We start from the raw sequence: 16,522 nt of genomic DNA, 5'->3' as shown, positions 1-16,522 counted from the left end.
ACTTCCTTTTAAAAGCTTTTCTTATCTGAAAAAAACAGGCTTAATTGTCTCATGCAAGCAAAAATTTTTCACCAAACTTCTTGGGCCACCACCTCTCAGGGAACTTCCATTGAGCTGTATAAAAAATCACACAGCCTCAGTGACTTTTCTGAACGCCCGATCCTGTTTATCGGCGGTGTGCATGGCGACGAACCCGAGGGGGTCCGTCTGGCAGAAGAGTTTTTGCACTGGTTGAAGCAGGAGGAAGCCGCCAACAGCGGTCGCCTGCGCCCGTGGATCCTCATTCCCTGCATCAATCCCGACGGCTACGGCAAGAATCAGCGCACCAACGCCAATGGCGTCGACCTGAATCGCAACTTCCCGTGTCGGGACTGGAGCCCCGAAAGCAAAGCTCCTCGATACTATCCTGGCCCTTCGCCTGGGAGTGAGAGGGAAGTTCAGGCTCTGGTAAAACTCATTGAGGACGAAAAGCCACAGCTTATAGTACACTTTCATTCGTGGGAGCCTTGCGTTGTCTATACGGGAGCTCCGGGCAAACAGGCGGCCGAGATTCTGGCCACCGGCACCGACTATGAAGCCCGCGAGGACATTGGCTATCCGACACCGGGCAGCCTTGGACAGTATGGATGGATTGAACATCAAATTCCTGTGATCTGCATCGAAGAGCAAGAGCACATCGATCTGAATCTGGTCTGGCCTCACTTTAAGCCGGGCCTGGAACTTCTGATCACGGGACGGAATGTATAAATGACAAAGTACAAAAGCATCGCCTTCGATTTGGATGACACTCTGCTAGATACTTCAGGTTTGCTGGTGCCTCGCGCCTCCCAGCGGGCCTGCGAAGCTATGCTGGCAGCCGGTTTGCGATGCACTTTGGACGAATGCATGAGCGCCCGCGAAGAGCTGGCTAAAGAACTTTCCCACACCGAAATCTTCACCCAGATTGCCAATCGCTTCGGCACCAACCAAAAAGGCAAGGCCATCCACGACGCCTTGGAGGAATTCTACAACCCTCTGGTGCCGGAAACACTTCCCCTGCTGGAAGGCTCTTTGCAAAATCTGGAAGCTTTGCGCGGACGCTATAAACTGTTTTTAGTCACGATGGGCTCCCGCCCTTCGCAGGAAAAAAAGATCAAAGCCCTGAACATCGCCGGCTTCTTTGACGGCATTTACATTCTGAACGGCTTTATCGGCGAAAAGAAAGACAGTGCCTTCCGTGAAATTCTGCGCACCCAAGGTCACGACCCAAAACATCTGCTGAGCATCGGAAACCGCCTGTCCAGCGAGATTCGCGACGGCAAACGCGTGGGCGCTGACACCTGCTATTTCGCCTATGGAGAACACACCGGCGAAAAACCGATGTATCCGGAAGATCATCCTGACTTTACCATCACTCACCACAAGGATCTGATCCCGACATGCGGACTTTGAAAGCCGGCTTCCTGCTTATTGGTCCCTGGGATGCGCGCCTGCAAGAGCTGGGTGCTCACATCGCCACGGACTTAAATCAGGCCTGGCACTGGATCCAGGATTCCACCTATGACGTGGTGGCTTTGTCAGTGACTCTGATTCTGGGTAAAAAATTTCCCGAATTTTACGAAGAGGTCAAACGTGCCCATCCGGCCACGCAGTTTATCGCCGTGGTTCCGGCGGACTTTTCCGCCAACCAACTGGCGCTGCTGCATGAGGAATTCACATTCCTGCGGGTGATGGAAAGCTTTCAGGATCCGGATCTGGAAACACATTTGTTTTCAGCTTTGGAAGAGGCCAATCAGCGCAAACAGGATGAAAACCTCGCCCTTTTGATTCGTGAACAGACGGCCCAACTTAAACGCCTGCAAATCGAACTGGAAGAACGGGTTCAGAAAAGAACCAAGTTTCTAACCGAGGCCCGCCGCAAACTTTTCCTGACCAATTCGCGCATTGAAGGTTTCAAACGCGCGTTGATGGCGGTGCACGAAGCCAGCTCCGTTGTTGAAATCGAGCAACTGCTGAATGATTCCCTGGCGGCAACAGTGCAGACATCGTGGATTCGTTTGTTCTTCCATCCCCAGGACGAACTTTTTGCCAAACAGGTGCAGACACAACTGAGCTTCACCCAGTTTCAGGTGCCGCTGTTCCGCCAGCATGAAAAAGTCGGTTCGATCTTCTTTTTGCGCGCCCCGGACCATCCTTTTTCCAAGGATGAAAGTGACTTCCTGACCCGCGTGGCCGAGGCCGTGGCGCTGGCGCTGGATCGTATTCAGAAACTGAAAGAATCCGAATCCATGAAGGAACAATGGGAGGCGACATTCAACTCGATGTCCGACCCGGTTGTTCTGATCGATACAAATTATGACATCATTCAGTCCAACAAGGCCCTGAATGAACGCCTGAGCGAAAGCAAAGAGGAAACCTCGCGCAAATGCTACAAGGTATTATACAACCGCGATGAACCCTGTCCGGGCTGTCAGCGCGGCTCCAACTTCCGCGTGCAATCGCGCAGCACCGCCCGCACCTTTGAGGTCTATTCGCAAAGCCTGGTGTTGGATTCAGAAAAACCGCCGGTGTTCGTGAACCTTTATCACGACGTCACCCAGCAACTGAAAATGGAACGTCAAATTCTGGAATCCGCCAAGATGGCCGAACTGGGAACAATCGGATCCAGCATCGCTCACGAACTGAACAATCCTCTGGGCGGGATTTTATCCTTCACCCAGTTGATCAAAATGGACATGGACCCCCAACATCCACTTTATCCGGATGTCGTGGAAATGGAAGCCGGCGTCCAGCGCTGCAAAGAAATCGTGCAGAACCTGCTGGGCTTTACCCGCGACCCCAACGCCGACCGCGAGGGCGCAGTCAGCCTGAAGGAAGTCTGCCTGCGGTCCCTGAAAATCGTCGAACTTCAGACGAAGTCCCAGGGGATCGAGGTCAAACTGCACTTCCCGGCGGATGATATCGTCATTCGCGGACATTTGAACATGCTGGCCCAGGCGCTGAAAAACATCCTGCAGATATCCATTGACCGGGTTACTGATCGTATCCGTCACAACAAGGATTTTAAGGCTCTGATGGACATCGAAATCCTGATGACTGATGGTGTGCCTGAAATTCTGGTTCACGATAACGGCACCCCTGAGAAAAGCACCTCCATGCCTTTGGGTTTGGGACTTTCCGTTGCGTCCCAGATTCTGCGCGATCATGACGCCAAACTGGAAATTCTTCCTGACAAAACCGCCGGAAACGGTGTTAAGATTTCCTTCACTCCAACACACACGCCTTAGGTCTTAGGACACTTGTTGGAGCAGAGTCTTTCTCTTATCCTGAAGACTCGGAAACGAGGACCACCTTGGCATTTAAAATGAATCGCACCCTGACACTATTGCTGTTCTCAACCGGTGTTGCGGCCACCCTGACGGTTTTCATCCTGAAATTCCTGGCCCTGAAGGAATATCGAGAAACCATTGCACTCTATGAAAAAACCGAAGCTCTTATTTCTATGATTCAGAACGTGGAAAAATCCACACTGGATCTGGAAACCGGCCAGCGCGGTTACGTGCTGACGCAGAACGAACAGTTTCTGAAGCCGTATCTGGATGCCAACGATGCGATCGAAAAGGAATTTGAACTCCTTGAAAAGAGTGCTCCGGCAACTCTGAAAGCCAGCCCTGAATATCAATCCATGTCCGCTCTGGTTCGCCAGAAAATGGAAATTTCAGAAAACGTCATCAATCAGGTGCGTGTTGGCAAACTCAGCTCCGCAATTGCTTTGGTTAAATCCGGCCAAGGCAAGGGTGTCATGGACCAGCTGCGTGAAGCGGTTAACACGGTCATCACTAACGAACGCGCCCGCGTACTGGCACTGAAAAAGGAATCCGAAATCACAGCCCAACGAAATCAATTGTGGCAGGTGCTGGGCACTGCTATGGCCTTTTTGCTGATCATCGTGGCTTATGTCATGACAGAATTTGAAGGCCGTCAGCGTCGCCAGCTCGAAAAACAACTGGTCGAAGCCCGCAACGAAGCCCTTCAGGCTTCTCATATGAAATCAAGCTTCCTGGCCAATATGTCCCACGAAATCCGCACACCGATGAATGGAATTCTGGGCATGACCGAAGTTCTGCTGGATCAGAACCCTGAATCGGGAATCAAAAAGAAAATTCAAATCATCCGCGAATCCGCCCTGAACCTGCTGTCGCTGATCAACGGCATTCTGGATCTTTCAAAAATTGAATCCGGCAAACTGGAACTGGAAGAAAGCTATTTTGAGCCGCGCAAGCTGGTTCAGGAAGTCATCAACACCGTTGAATACTCTGCCAAATCCAAAGGACTGGATCTGCATGCCTCGGTCAGTGAACAGACGCCGGCAGCGTTTTCAGGGGATGTCCTGCGCCTGCGCCAGATCCTGATCAATCTTCTGGGGAATGCCATCAAGTTCAGCTCGGAAGGCACCGTCAGCCTGATTGTAAACTCTTTCCGCAGTGATCAGTCCCGCACCATGCTGCAGATTCAGGTCAAGGATCAGGGGCTGGGCATGGACGAAGCGACTTTGAAAAAAATCTTTTCTCCGTTTGAGCAGGCTGACAAATCCACCACCCGCAAATTCGGCGGTACCGGTCTGGGCCTTTCCATCACCAAACAACTGGTGGAGCTGATGAACGGCAAGATCGAAGTGGAAAGCAAACCCAACGAAGGCTCCATCTTCTGGGTGACCCTGCCCCTTGAAGCGATCAACGTGATGCCGGAAAACCAGCGCCCCAGCGAATCACAAAGCTATTCATCATCCCAGGCCCCTCTGAAAATTCTGGTGGCCGAAGACAACATGACCAATCAGGAAGTTGTGAAAGTCATGCTGAACCGACTGGGACACAAGTTTGACATCGTCAACAACGGGAAAGAGGCTTTGGAGAAAACCCTTTCCGGCACCTACGACATTATCCTGATGGACTGCCACATGCCCGTCATGGACGGTTATGAGGCCGCGCAAAAAATCACGGAACGTTTCCCGCAATGGTGTCAGGGGCCGGCCGTTATTGCCGTCACCGCCAACGCGATTCGCGGCGACAAAGAAGCCTGCCTGGCTGCCGGCATGTGTGACTATCTGTCAAAACCTCTGACCCTGGCAGAGCTTGATGAAAAACTGGCGCTGTGGTCACGGCATCTGAAATATGCGGCAACCCAGGTGGTTGATCCCAAAGCCATGGAAAACCTGCGCCAGATCAGCCCGGATATGGCTGACGACCTGATGAAGCAGATTCTGCAGGCATGGGGTAAAGAGGCCCCCGCCTATGTGGTGGAGATGATCGAAGCGGAAAAACGCGGGGATCTGAAAGACCTTGCTGACCGCGCCCACTATCTGAAATCAAGCTGTGTGAATGCCGGCCTGCGTGTCATGGGTCAACTGTGCAGCGATATCGAAAAGCAGGCCCGTGCGGGCACCAAAGAAGAGCTTCGTTATCTGCTGCTGCAACTTCGCTCTGAATACAAGATGGCCTGCACGCATCTGTGGCGCTCAGAAATGCTCGAAGTACCACAACAAGGAATTTCCACATGAGTTTTCAACGCATTAAATGTCCGACTCTGGTAATTGACGACAACAGCACCGACCGCATGATCATGGTGGCGGCGCTGGACACCCTGGGCTTTAAGAATATTCTTGAAGCCGAAGATGGATCCATCGCTTTGGGAAAATTGGAAAATGCCTTTGATACGCTGAACCCCGTGCAACTGATCTTTTTGGATTGGCGTATGCCCAAGCGTGATGGTGCCGCCGTTTTGCAGGAACTGAAACGGTCGCGAAAATTCAAATCCGTGAAAGTCATCATGACCACCAATGTGTCAGATGAAAACTCGGTGAAGTCCGCCTTGAAAGACGGTGTGGATGACTACATCGTTAAACCCGTCACTTTGGACCTGCTTCGCAAAAAGATCGAAAACCTGGGCTTCTAAGCCCTTGTGGCCTCACAAGGCAGGGGTTTTTGCGAATCCCTGTCAGGTCTGCCCGTCTTTTAATCAGTTCTTTCTGGTAAAATTGGAATACCCAAGTCTTCTTTAGCTGTTAGCAATTTCCATGGGTTTTGGCAGGCCTTGCTTCACGAGAAAAAGCTCGAATTTTCCTCGCCTCTGGCCCAGCGAAATCTGGCATTTTTTTCCCACCCCCGTCCAGTTTTATGGTCCTGAAAGCCTTGCCAGGCGCGGATTTTTTGACAGTCCCGTCAAAATCCCCTTATCCTGATTTTAGGCGGTTTCTTCCGCCAAGAACCCACCATGGAAGGAAGGTTCATGCGTAGCCAACGTGTCCTGATATTAGATGATGAGTCTTCACTCCGCACCGCTCTGTTCCGGGTGCTGGATCGCAAAGGCCTGAACGTCATCACCGCCAATAAAATCGAAGAAGCCAAAGTTCTGTGCCAGGGTGACAGCCCGGTGGATCTGGCCATTGTCGATTTGAATCTTCCAGATGGCGACGGCATCGAGTTCATGACTTATCTTAAATCACTCACACCGGCGACTGAAGTGATCATCCTGACTGGTCATGCCACTATTGAATCCGCGATTCGCGCGACTCAAAAAGGGGCCTTCCACTTCGTGACCAAACCCTTCAATCTTGAAGAGCTGATGAGTCTGATTGAAAAAGCCCTGACGCACAAAAAACTGCAGCAGGAAAATCAGCAACTGCGCTCGGAGCTGAACAAGAAATACAAATTCGACCAGATCATCGGCACCAGCGACCAAATCCAGAATGTTCTGCGCATGATTGAGCGCGTGGCTGATTCTGATTCGACAGTTCTGGTGACCGGGGAATCCGGGACCGGGAAAGAACTGATTGCCCGCGCAATTCACTATAACTCCTCCCGCGCACAAGGGCCTTTTGTACCGATTAACTGCGGTGCGATCCCTTCAGAACTTTTGGAAAGTGAACTGTTCGGTCATATGAAAGGTGCCTTCACCGGCGCCATTGCCAACCGTGTGGGCCGCTTTGAAATGGCTGACGGGGGCACGATCTTCCTGGATGAAATCGGTGATCTTGAGCCGTCCCTGCAAGTGAAGCTTTTGCGCGCCCTGCAGGAAAGAAGCTTTGAGCCGGTGGGATCCACCAAAACTGTCAGCGTGAATGTGCGTGTAATTGCCGCGACCAATCTGAATCTGGAAGAAGCGGTTGAAAACGGCAAGTTCCGTGAGGATCTGTTCTATCGCCTGAACGTGATTCCGATCACCGTTCCGGCTTTGCGCGAACGCAAGAGCGATATTCCGCTGCTGCTGAATCATTTCATGGATATCTTCAATAAAACCAAGGGCCGCGGTCTGACCGGCATCACTTCTGATGCTTTGGACTGTCTGGTGAATTACCCTTGGCCAGGAAACATCCGTGAACTTGAAAACCTGGTGGAGCGCATGACGATCCTTAAAGGCCAGGGTCAGGTGGACATTTCCGATCTGCCTTTGAAATACAAATCCGGCAAAACGGCTTCGACTGAAATCGGCGGCCTTGAAATTCCGGATGTGGGTATGGACTTTAATTCGGCGGTGGACGCTTACGAAAACGCCCTGATTCTGAAAGCCCTGGAAAAAACAGGCTGGAATCGCAATCAGGCAGCGGCTTTGCTAAGACTGAACCGCACAACTCTGGTAGAGAAGATCAAAAAGAAAGGTCTGACCCCGCCAAACGAAATCACCCCGACTTAAAAAACAAAACCCGCTGTTCAAAGCAGCGGGTTTTTTCATTTCAGGGCTCTTTATTCAGATTTTCAATGATCAGCGGGTATTTGGACAGGTCTCCGGTCAGCGCTTTGCGAAAGGCACTTTCAATCCGCGGCAGATCCGACTGGAACTTTCGCGAAAAAGTCAGATACAGCGGCACTTCCAGAAAAACTGTTTTACCCATGACAATACTGCTTTTGCCTTCGGGGTGAGAATCGACGGCACTCAATCCCACTTCCTGGATGGCGACAAAATAGTCAATCTTGCCACTCATTAGATCCACCACACTTTGCAACGGACTTGCGGTGTTGATGAACCTCAGTTTGCGGCGGGTTGCTTCTTCTGTGAACGCCATATTGTTATTGGAAATACCGCCCTTGAACTTTGCCAGTTTGGTTTCGTCAAATCGTGTGTTGTTACCCTTGAAAAAAATGCGCCCTCGAGTGCGAATAATCGGAAATGACAGACTGACGGTCTTATCCCGCTGCTCGGTCCAGGTCTTGTCGTCATAGGTAATGGCGTCGATCTGTCCATCGGTCAGCACTTTATTGGGGGGACTGCCTTGAGTGTTGCGGATGCTGACTTTGTATCCCACGCTGGACATAGTCTGATTGATGAAGTCCTGATACTGCATGATGGCTTTAATGCGTTTGACATGAAAGGGCAGCCCCATCACCACAGGCTTGGGCGACTGCAAAGGCGACTGTTCAGCCATCGCCATTGAGCTTACAAAAAATACAAGTATAAAGGCCCATTTCATGGCGCCATCCTAGCAAAGCTCTGAGGCGCTTTGCAAATTGCGAAAATAAAAAGTATCGGGCGAAGACAATTGCGCGGACAGGTTTGCCCCTGTTCCCAACATCGGACAGCAGTTCACCCAAGAACGATTGAATTTTAATTGAATTATGCCTCTGGCTTGCAATCCATTGTACCTGAGGTGATTCATGAAATTCTTACTGATAACAATGTTCCTGTGTATGTCCTGTCCTTCCGGCGTCTGGGCGTTGACCGAAATCGAAGCCAGTTCATCCTTGAAAACCCTGCGCACCGAATGCGCCCGAGTGGAAGAGGCTTACGCAGACTTTGCCTGCGTGCGAATTGAATTTTATCAAAGCTCCGCGCAGGACTTGGCGGCGGATTTGGAGGAACTGCGGGACCTGAATGACTGGCACTTGCGTCCGGCCACATGGTCTCTGATGATCCAGACCCTGATGGCCTCGATGGAAAGTCAAATTCGCCGTTATGATGACCTCGATCAAATTGAAGTCATGCAACGAACCAAAAGCAAAAATCATTGGGAACTGTTACAGCTTAAAGAGGGCCTGGAAAACTTCTGGGTCGACCCGGACACGTATTGGTTTCCGAGCGTCAATGCGGTCAGCTTTATCGCCGTGAATATCACCAAATCCCAGATCCTGGTGATATCCCACGGCGAACGAAATTAGCTATTTCTTGGTGGGAAACAAATGAAGCATTTCAAACAGTGCATCCATGCCAGCCAAGGCCGTGATGTCTGCGTGGTCAAATGGAGGCGAAATCTCCACCACGTCACCACCGACCAGATTTGGAATCTTCAGCGCACGGAAGATGCGCTGAACTTCATAAGTCGTCAGCCCCCCTGGAACCGGTGTGCCGGTGCCCGGAGCACAGCTTGGATCCAGATTGTCGATGTCATAGCTGATGTAGGTCGGCGTTTCATCAAACGTCGGCAGGGTTCTTAGGAAATCGTTGATCGGCTGGTTGCGGATCTCATCCACGGTGATCACACGAATGCCGTGTTTGTTCACGAAGCTCAGATCATCACCACCGGCCAGCGGTCCGCGAATACCGATTTGCACCATCTTCTTCGGATCCACCAGACCTTCTTCGACAGCGTGACGGGCAAAGGCCCCGTGGTGGTATTCCTGACCCCAGGCTGCCGGATACGTGTCCAAGTGGGCATCAAAGTGAATGAACGCCAACGGCTTGCCGTATTTTTTTCTTAAAGCACGCAGTACCGGCAACGTTGTGGAATGATCCCCGCCCACCGCCAGGAAACGTTTGTTGTGACTTAAAACTTCACCGACAAACTTTTCGATTTTTTCGTAAGTCTGCTTTTGATCAATCGGCACTGTGGGACAATCACCGATGTCGGCCACCTTCAGGTTTTCAAAGAAATTTTCCATGCGGGTCATATGGAAGCCACGGCCCAGACTGGACACATCGCGCACCTTCGCCGGAGCAAAGCGCCCGCCCGGACGATACGACACCCCACCGTCATACGGGATACCAAAAATCCCGACTTCGTAGTCGGCCTCGATTGAAACATACGGCAATCTGAAGAAAGTTTTAATTGCGGAAAAACGCGGGAACTCGCGTCCGCTCAGCGGTTTGTATTCCATGGTGCTCCTCACTGACTGAAATAGCCCGGTTACAACCTTATTCTACCCCTGTGTCGAGCCCCGGGCAATGACGCCCCTTGACTCTGCCTTGGGCTGTTGACTACATTACCGCGCATGGCGGCCCAACACGATTACAAGACAGATCACAAGCAACTGACCCAGTGGTACAACAAGAACAAACGTTCCTTGCCATGGCGGGAAAACAAGAACCCGTATCGTATCTGGCTTTCAGAAGTCATGTTGCAACAAACCACCGTTGTTGCCGTGATTCCCTACTTCGAAAAATTTCTGCAAAAGTTCCCGACCGTTCAGGATCTGGCCAAGGCCCCTGAAGCGGAGGTGTTGGAAGCCTGGGCGGGTCTTGGTTACTATTCCCGCGCCCGCAATCTGCATAAGGCCGCTAAAGCGCTGGCCGCCGGCGGCTTTCCCAAAACCGCCGCCGAACTGCTGGAGCTTCCGGGCTTTGGCCCTTACACCTCCCGCGCGGTCGCAAGCATTGCCTTCGGTGAAAAAGTCGGTGTCCTGGATGGAAACGTCATTCGTGTTTTGTCCCGTCGTTATGGCCTGAAACTGGAATGGTGGAACGGCAAAGGTCGTGATCAATTGCAAAAGATCTCGGACGAACTGTCCCTGCTCGGGCAGGCGGATGTCGTCAATCAGGGACTGATGGAGCTTGGCGCCACCGTGTGCACTCCGCAAAAAGTCATGTGTATGCTGTGCCCGTGGGCCGCGACCTGTGTGTCCCGCGAAAAAAATCTGGTGGAAAAGCTGCCCCTGAAAAAGCCACGCAAAGAATCCGAGGTCTGGGTCTGGAAACCAGTGGTTGCAATCAAAAACCAAAAGGTGGCTTTGGTACAGAATGACTATGCCCCCTTCCTGAAGGGCCAGATGATTTTCCCAGGGGAAATCAGCATGGAAAAAAACAAGCCCAAAGCCTATGATGCCAAACACAACATTACCCATCATGATATCTTTATTCAGATCACTGAAAAGAAATCACTGACGGGCAAAAACCTGCAGTGGGTTGATTTGAAAGAACTGAAGAAGGTCAATCCTTCTTCCTTACTCCAGAAAGTACTGCACAAGGTTGAAATATGAAGTGGATGAATCCGGCGATCGTGGCCCTTTGTTTTCTTGCAACGGGTTGTTCACATTTGAGTGTCACCAAAGACGTTCTGACTCCGGATTATCTGCTGGCCAAAGGCTCCAAACAAATCACGTTCCTCGGTGATAACGATCATCCGCGTTTTTCCGAAGACAACGACAAACTGATTTACACCAGTCGTGGCCGTTCATCCCACAAAGGTTCACAGATCTACGAAATGGACCTGGCTAAAAACAAAGAACGCCGCGTGACCTTTTCTGATGGTGATGCCTTTGATGCGATCTATATCAGCGCTTCCGAGATTCTTTATTCCTCCACAACGGATGAAATCAAAGAAAGCCCGCTGCTGAACAAAACTTTCGACAAAGAATATCCTCCGTCAGACTTATACATGAGTGATCTTTACGGCACCGAGATTGTGCGTCTGACCCAGCAGCCGGGATATGACGGGCAAAGCCTGTTCATGACCCATGCCTTGAAGCCTGCAATTCTGTTCACGTCCCGTCGTGGCGGCCTGACGGGCATCTATCGTCTGGATCTGAAAAATCTGCCGGTCAGTCTGATTTCAGCGGAAAAAGACAAAGACAAACGCTATCCAACCCTGTCCCCTGATGCCAAACAACTGGTATGGGTGGAAAAGGATCTGAAGACCAACACGCAAAGCCTGGTGGCCTTCAAGCTGAAAGAAAAAATCCCCGTGGTTTTGAAAAGCCAGGAGGGTGAATATCGCGATTTGCAGTTTGCTCCACGTCCCCCGGCCCGCCTGTTTTACAGCATCCTGCGCAAGGGTGAAAAGCAGTGGCAGTTGGAAGCGTACGACCTTGAAAAGCAGTGCACGCAGGTTGTATTCAAAGGCAATGACTCTTTGGCCTCCCCGGTGGTTTCCAATGAATCCCAGGAGCGTCTGGCGTTTACTCGCAGCTTTCAGGACAAGAAACAAATTTACATTGTCACCTTGCCCGCAGATTTAGGCCCTTGCCTGGAACCCGCCCCTTCAGATACCCTGAAGAAGTGAGAAATCTGCTTGGTTTACTGATCCTTTTACCGATGTCTGCCTTGGCGGCGCCTTTTCCGGCGACGAGCTCTTCGGCATTGACCAATCCGGAAAAGGGTCTCTATTTCCTGCACAAGGGTTTCACCCTGAAAACCGAAGGCACATCCTGGATCCCAGTTGCGACCTCTGAACAAAGCCTGCTGGACACCGTCCGCTTTGCCGCCAAAGACAACGGCAAAGGGGTCTTGAGCATTCGCACTGACAAAGTCGCAAAAACCGCGTCCCTGGAGCTTTACACACGCAAATGGATGCGGGATTACCCGAACTATGGTTTTGAGGTGATCTCGGCGAAGAACTTCGAACTGAACGGCAGTCCCGCTTTGGTGGTGGACATGCTATCCCGATCCAAAAACAAACAAATCCGTCAGGTGGTTTTGAAAAACCAGGACCGTGTGGCGATCATGACCTGCCTGGATGACAAAGCCACCTTCAGCAAGTCCCTGCAAAGCTGCAATCAGATCATGAAGTCGTTCTCTTGGAATGAAGAGGAAAAAAAGCCAGTAGCGGCTCCATCGACTCCGGCTCCAGCCACCCCGACGACCAAACAATAGACCCACGAAAGCCTTCACTGGCGCGTGTTCCACGTAAATCCACGCCATAACGAAATTAAACCGGCTGAACTTTAGACGACGCCTTGGAAAAAGGTGAATCCAAAGACGCCACCTTGTGAATTGCCCCCTTGTGCTTTAACTCTATTAAAAATTCGCAAGGTGGATTCATGATTTTTAAAAGATGGGGCTTGTTGCTTCTTTCCTCGGTTCTTGGCCTTTCTTCCGTGGCGCACGCGGAAGAGTTCTGGAAGTTCCAGGACTTGTATGCCGAGAACACGCAGCCTGATATCTTCAGTCATAAGTATTCTTACAACAACGCCGCTCGCCCGGAAAAACTGGGGGGTGTGATCCACATTCGTTTTAAAGACGCCCGTGACGTTCCTGAAATGTTCAGACAGTTCCTGCCCGGTGAAGACTTTGAACGTCCACGCGGTATCAGCGTTTATCTGGCCGTCACCAACGATTACAATCTGCTGAATCCAATTGCGGTGGGTGCTGACACTGATGACAACGGTTATACTCATGGATCAAAACTTTCCATCGGTGGCTTCCTGCCAACGGGTCATTACCTGCAGTTCGATGCAACTTCTGATTTGTACACTCGTGAAATCGAAGGCACCGCCAAACAACTTCCTGATGGCGGCCGTGGTATTGACCAGCACTTCACGAATGAAAACGTTCTGAAGTTCGTAATCGACAATATCGACAATGCCCGCGCTGAAACCTTCTACTGGAAAGCCGAAGCCGGCTGGCAGCAACTGCAGTCTGATTCCCGTGGCAACGTGCTGACAGCCGCCAACCAGCAGGACAAGTTCCACCAGATGGTGAACAACCTGAAGCCAGGTCAAACCAAAACGCCAACCTATATCAGCGACGGGCAGAAAACCCGTGACGGCATGATCATGGGTCTTTATCTGGGTATTGCGAAAGAATACGTGAACGCGAAAAACACCTGCCGTGCCCGTGCTTTCACCGAACTTGGCGGTCGTGGGTCCACCATTGATGGCGCAAGCTATGTGGCTGCCAATGTCGGTGGAGTTTTGTGGTGTCAGGCCGGCCCAAGAACACTGACTTACAGAGCAGAGATCGGTCACAACTCCAAAGGTTTCCAGGATGGCTATCAGGGTTCAGGTTACGTGGATCTGTCCACAGGTAAAAAGAACTGGCGCATTGGGTTCCGTCTGGAACAGACTCACGGAACTTTGCACAACTATCAGACCTACAACGGTCGCAACATGGAAACCGGAAAAATCGATCCTACTTTCACGATCTATTACCGACACTACTTCCAGTAGTTTTCAAAACTGGAAAAAAACTTAAAAGGGAGTCACGACGACTCCCTTTTTTTGTTTTCGTGGGTCCAGTGTCGAAGGACATCGTGAATCCGCGTGTTAAGAAATGATAAAGTTAACTGGCGAGGTCTTGATGAAATCATTGCTGGTTTTCTTAATAGCTCTGCTTTGCGCGTCTGTGGCGGTTTCTGCCCCGACGGCAAAATCATATCAAATCAGCACTGAAGACTATCCACCCTACAATCACTATGACGACAAAAACAAAACCATCGTCGGCCTTGCCACCCGCAAAGTCAGAACTGCGATGGAAAAATCCGGCTTTGAATACCAGATCCGGCTTTATCCCTGGTTGCGGGCCTACAACCGGGCCTTGAGCGGTGCACGCCATTGTGTGTATTCCACCGCCCGCACCACAGAACGAGAAGCTTTGTTTCACTGGGTCGGCCCCTTAGTCACTGTCGAATGGGCCCTGTTTGCGAAGAAGGGAACACCCGCCGCCAGCATTCAGAAACTGGAAGACGCCCGGCAATTTGTCATTGGTGGCCTGGAAGGAGATGCCTCGTTAAGTGAATTGAAACGGCAGGGCTTCAAAACCGAGTCGGTAGTCACAAACTGGCTTAACAAAGACAAGCTTGTCGGACAAAGAATCCAGCTTTGGATCGATGATCCGGTCTATATCGATTTCGAAAAACAAAAAGGCACCGAGTTTTTCGATTACGTCAAAGTCGTGAAGATCGCGAGCGTGGATCTATACCTTGCCTGCAACATCAAAACACCGTCAGCAGAAATCGAACTGCTAAAAAAGTCCGTTGCCGCCAGTGACAGTCGCTGATGCGCCTTGGTTGTCACCGTGTCTGTGGCTTTTTCGCGCGCCACACCCTCAAAATCAATTTATTCATTTCCCCTGTGGCACGGTCCGCGCAATCCCTTGTTTCGACACCAAAAAAACAAAGGAGCTTTTATGCGCAAGTTTATCGTTCTAGCGGCACTGTCCCTGATGTTCTCTGCAACGGCACAGGCCAAACAAAAGGCCGTTATTATCGTCAGCGCCTACAACGAAATCACCATCATCGACAAGGCGACAAAAATTCCCGCCAATTTTCTTTTCACCGATAAAATCTGCTACACGGGAACTCCGGAAGAAGCAGAACAGATCATTCAGAAAACAATCAAGAACAGAACAGGCTTTACACTGGTTGATATCAGAGTCTGGGATAATTTGGGCAAAATCATATTGTTTGCGCAGATCGAAACTGACAGACAGGCGACAGTCGAAGTCGTGCTAAAACCTTGCAGCAAATAAACGACTGAAAAGAAAATGCCGGCAACAACTCTGTCGCCGGCATTTGAATTAATTGCGGTTATCGCGAAGCCACTGGGCCATATCCAGGGCGAAGTACGTAAAGATCACATCTGCACCAGCGCGACGGATGGAATAAAGAGTTTCCACCATGCCGCGGGTTTCATCCATGATGCCGGCCTTGTGCCCGGCCTTGATCAGGCTGTATTCACCACTGACGTTGTAAGCCGCCACTGGCAGGTTGGTGTGGGCCTTCACTTTCGCGATCACATCCAGATAACTCAAGGCAGGTTTCACCATGACCATGTCAGCACCCTCTGCCACATCCAGGTCAATCTCACGCAAAGCCTCTCGCGTGTTGCGGAAATCCATCTGATAGGTTTTTTTGTCGCCAAATTTCGGTGCTGAATCCAAAGCCTCACGGAACGGACCATAGAAGCATGACGCATATTTCACCGAGTAAGAAAGAATCCCCGTGTTGATGAAGCCCTCGCTGTCCAAAGCTTCACGAATCGCCCCCACACGGCCATCCATCATGTCCGACGGGGACACGATGTCTGCTCCGGCGCGCGCATGAACCAGGGACATCTTCGCCAGCAGCTCGACAGTTTCGTCATTCAGAATTTTGCCATTTTCAACCACACCATCGTGACCGTCAGAGGAATACGGATCCAAAGCCACGTCCGTGATCAAAGTCACGTCCGGGAACTTGTCGCGGATCATTTTGAGAGTCGTTGGCATTAAGCCGTTCGGATTCAAAGATTCTGTTCCGTACTTGTCTTTTTTGGACTCTGGCAGGGCTGGGAACAGATCGAAGGATTTAACTCCCAGACCCACGGCTTTTTCGATCAGTTTCAAGGTCAGGTCCGGGCTCAGGCGGAAAATGCCCGGCATTGTGGAAATGGCCTGCTGTTGGTCCTTTCCATCCACTAAAAACAGGGGTAAAACCAGCTGCGATACACGCAGTTCGGTCTCAGCCACCATTTGGCGCAGAGCTTCTGTAGTGCGATTTCTTCTCGGTCTTTGAGTGAGTTTCATAATCGGCCTCCACCCTGGGGTCTTAAATTGGGTCATCTGCTTAAATAACAGGCAGAGTTTTCCATGAGCCATGACATTTCGATGACACTTTAATGAAAGGTTAGTGATAAACCTAATC

General features: G+C 51.0%; 16 protein-coding genes. 13 read left to right on the top strand and 3 right to left on the bottom strand.

Going from position 1 to position 16,522, the window contains the following annotated elements; all coding sequences use genetic code 11:
- Positions 1-51 precede the first annotated feature (51 nt).
- The 6 genes from B9G79_RS02330 (at position 52) to B9G79_RS02305 (ending at position 7,668) form a co-directional block, all read left to right on the top strand.
- On the top strand, positions 52-747 hold the full coding sequence (locus B9G79_RS02330; protein ID WP_088564120.1) for a M14 family murein peptide amidase A: 696 nt from the start codon (positions 52-54) through the stop codon (positions 745-747).
- Entirely contained in the window at positions 748-1,431 is a 684-nt protein-coding gene (locus B9G79_RS02325; protein WP_088564119.1) for an HAD family hydrolase, read from the top strand.
- Positions 1,419-3,266, top strand: coding sequence for a PAS domain-containing sensor histidine kinase (locus tag B9G79_RS02320; protein ID WP_088564118.1), 1,848 nt, complete (start codon positions 1,419-1,421; stop codon positions 3,264-3,266). The genes B9G79_RS02325 and B9G79_RS02320 overlap by 13 nt, the downstream gene beginning before the upstream one ends.
- A gap of 65 nt (positions 3,267-3,331) precedes the next feature.
- The gene (locus tag B9G79_RS02315; protein ID WP_088564117.1) at positions 3,332-5,536 is read left to right on the top strand and encodes an ATP-binding protein; all 2,205 of its coding nucleotides are present in this window, start codon (positions 3,332-3,334) and stop codon (positions 5,534-5,536) included.
- Positions 5,533-5,931 carry a response regulator gene (locus tag B9G79_RS02310; RefSeq protein ID WP_011165766.1) on the top strand — a complete coding sequence of 133 codons (399 nt, stop codon included), beginning with the start codon at positions 5,533-5,535 and terminating at the stop codon, positions 5,929-5,931. Before B9G79_RS02315 ends, B9G79_RS02310 begins: the two co-directional genes overlap by 4 nt.
- 333 nt (positions 5,932-6,264) lie before the next feature.
- Entirely contained in the window at positions 6,265-7,668 is a 1,404-nt protein-coding gene (locus B9G79_RS02305) for a sigma-54-dependent transcriptional regulator (protein WP_088564116.1), read from the top strand.
- A 40-nt stretch (positions 7,669-7,708) separates the two neighbouring features.
- Here the strand turns inward: B9G79_RS02305 and B9G79_RS02300 are convergent, their stop codons facing one another.
- Positions 7,709-8,443: a transporter substrate-binding domain-containing protein gene (locus B9G79_RS02300; protein WP_088564115.1), complete on the bottom strand. Its 735-nt coding sequence runs from the start codon at positions 8,441-8,443 to the stop codon at positions 7,709-7,711.
- A gap of 184 nt (positions 8,444-8,627) precedes the next feature.
- Between B9G79_RS02300 and B9G79_RS02295 the strand changes: the two genes are divergently transcribed.
- Positions 8,628-9,128, top strand: coding sequence for a hypothetical protein (locus tag B9G79_RS02295; RefSeq protein ID WP_088564114.1), 501 nt, complete (start codon positions 8,628-8,630; stop codon positions 9,126-9,128).
- Here B9G79_RS02295 and speB read toward each other — a convergent pair whose 3' ends face one another.
- Entirely contained in the window at positions 9,129-10,064 is a 936-nt protein-coding gene (gene speB / locus B9G79_RS02290) for an agmatinase (RefSeq protein ID WP_088564113.1), read from the bottom strand. It abuts the gene before it with no gap.
- 96 nt (positions 10,065-10,160) lie between these two features.
- Between speB and B9G79_RS02285 the strand changes: the two genes are divergently transcribed.
- The 6 genes from B9G79_RS02285 (at position 10,161) to B9G79_RS02260 (ending at position 15,369) form a co-directional block, all read left to right on the top strand.
- Positions 10,161-11,162 carry an A/G-specific adenine glycosylase gene (locus tag B9G79_RS02285; RefSeq protein ID WP_232469009.1) on the top strand — a complete coding sequence of 334 codons (1,002 nt, stop codon included), beginning with the start codon at positions 10,161-10,163 and terminating at the stop codon, positions 11,160-11,162.
- Positions 11,159-12,184: a TolB family protein gene (locus tag B9G79_RS02280; protein WP_088564111.1), complete on the top strand. Its 1,026-nt coding sequence runs from the start codon at positions 11,159-11,161 to the stop codon at positions 12,182-12,184. Before B9G79_RS02285 ends, B9G79_RS02280 begins: the two co-directional genes overlap by 4 nt.
- Positions 12,181-12,774 carry a hypothetical protein gene (locus B9G79_RS02275; RefSeq protein WP_232469007.1) on the top strand — a complete coding sequence of 198 codons (594 nt, stop codon included), beginning with the start codon at positions 12,181-12,183 and terminating at the stop codon, positions 12,772-12,774. Before B9G79_RS02280 ends, B9G79_RS02275 begins: the two co-directional genes overlap by 4 nt.
- A gap of 167 nt (positions 12,775-12,941) precedes the next feature.
- Positions 12,942-14,069 (top strand): hypothetical protein, encoded by a 1,128-nt coding sequence (locus tag B9G79_RS02270; RefSeq protein WP_088564110.1) that lies wholly within the window; start codon positions 12,942-12,944, stop codon positions 14,067-14,069.
- Positions 14,070-14,199: 130 nt separating this feature from the next.
- The gene (locus tag B9G79_RS02265; protein WP_088566745.1) at positions 14,200-14,898 is read left to right on the top strand and encodes a substrate-binding periplasmic protein; all 699 of its coding nucleotides are present in this window, start codon (positions 14,200-14,202) and stop codon (positions 14,896-14,898) included.
- A 129-nt stretch (positions 14,899-15,027) separates the two neighbouring features.
- Positions 15,028-15,369, top strand: a complete 342-nt coding sequence (locus B9G79_RS02260) for a hypothetical protein (RefSeq protein ID WP_088564109.1) — start codon at positions 15,028-15,030, stop codon at positions 15,367-15,369.
- Positions 15,370-15,417: 48 nt separating this feature from the next.
- On the opposite strand, the gene hemB is transcribed toward B9G79_RS02260, so the two are convergent.
- Positions 15,418-16,404, bottom strand: a complete 987-nt coding sequence (gene hemB / locus B9G79_RS02255; protein ID WP_088564108.1) for a porphobilinogen synthase — start codon at positions 16,402-16,404, stop codon at positions 15,418-15,420.
- Positions 16,405-16,522: the final 118 nt, after the last annotated feature.

The organism is Bdellovibrio bacteriovorus (assembly GCF_002208115.1).
Classification (GTDB): domain Bacteria; phylum Bdellovibrionota; class Bdellovibrionia; order Bdellovibrionales; family Bdellovibrionaceae; genus Bdellovibrio; species Bdellovibrio bacteriovorus_C.
Note: the sequence above shows the minus strand (reverse complement) of the source record. Positions and strands in the feature narration are given on the sequence as shown.

Excerpts from the sequence above, each read along its gene's own strand:
- B9G79_RS02330 (WP_088564120.1), top strand. The coding sequence starts at position 52 with ATGCAAGCAAAAATTTTTCACCAAACTTCTTGGGCCACCACCTCTCAG.
- B9G79_RS02325 (WP_088564119.1), top strand. The coding sequence starts at position 748 with ATGACAAAGTACAAAAGCATCGCCTTCGATTTGGATGACACTCTGCTA.
- B9G79_RS02320 (WP_088564118.1), top strand. The coding sequence starts at position 1,419 with ATGCGGACTTTGAAAGCCGGCTTCCTGCTTATTGGTCCCTGGGATGCG.
- B9G79_RS02310 (WP_011165766.1), top strand. The coding sequence starts at position 5,533 with ATGAGTTTTCAACGCATTAAATGTCCGACTCTGGTAATTGACGACAAC.
- B9G79_RS02305 (WP_088564116.1), top strand. The coding sequence starts at position 6,265 with ATGCGTAGCCAACGTGTCCTGATATTAGATGATGAGTCTTCACTCCGC.
- B9G79_RS02300 (WP_088564115.1), bottom strand. The coding sequence starts at position 8,443 with ATGAAATGGGCCTTTATACTTGTATTTTTTGTAAGCTCAATGGCGATG.
- B9G79_RS02295 (WP_088564114.1), top strand. The coding sequence starts at position 8,628 with ATGAAATTCTTACTGATAACAATGTTCCTGTGTATGTCCTGTCCTTCC.
- speB (WP_088564113.1), bottom strand. The coding sequence starts at position 10,064 with ATGGAATACAAACCGCTGAGCGGACGCGAGTTCCCGCGTTTTTCCGCA.
- B9G79_RS02280 (WP_088564111.1), top strand. The coding sequence starts at position 11,159 with ATGAAGTGGATGAATCCGGCGATCGTGGCCCTTTGTTTTCTTGCAACG.
- B9G79_RS02270 (WP_088564110.1), top strand. The coding sequence starts at position 12,942 with ATGATTTTTAAAAGATGGGGCTTGTTGCTTCTTTCCTCGGTTCTTGGC.
- B9G79_RS02265 (WP_088566745.1), top strand. The coding sequence starts at position 14,200 with ATGAAATCATTGCTGGTTTTCTTAATAGCTCTGCTTTGCGCGTCTGTG.
- B9G79_RS02260 (WP_088564109.1), top strand. The coding sequence starts at position 15,028 with ATGCGCAAGTTTATCGTTCTAGCGGCACTGTCCCTGATGTTCTCTGCA.
- hemB (WP_088564108.1), bottom strand. The coding sequence starts at position 16,404 with ATGAAACTCACTCAAAGACCGAGAAGAAATCGCACTACAGAAGCTCTG.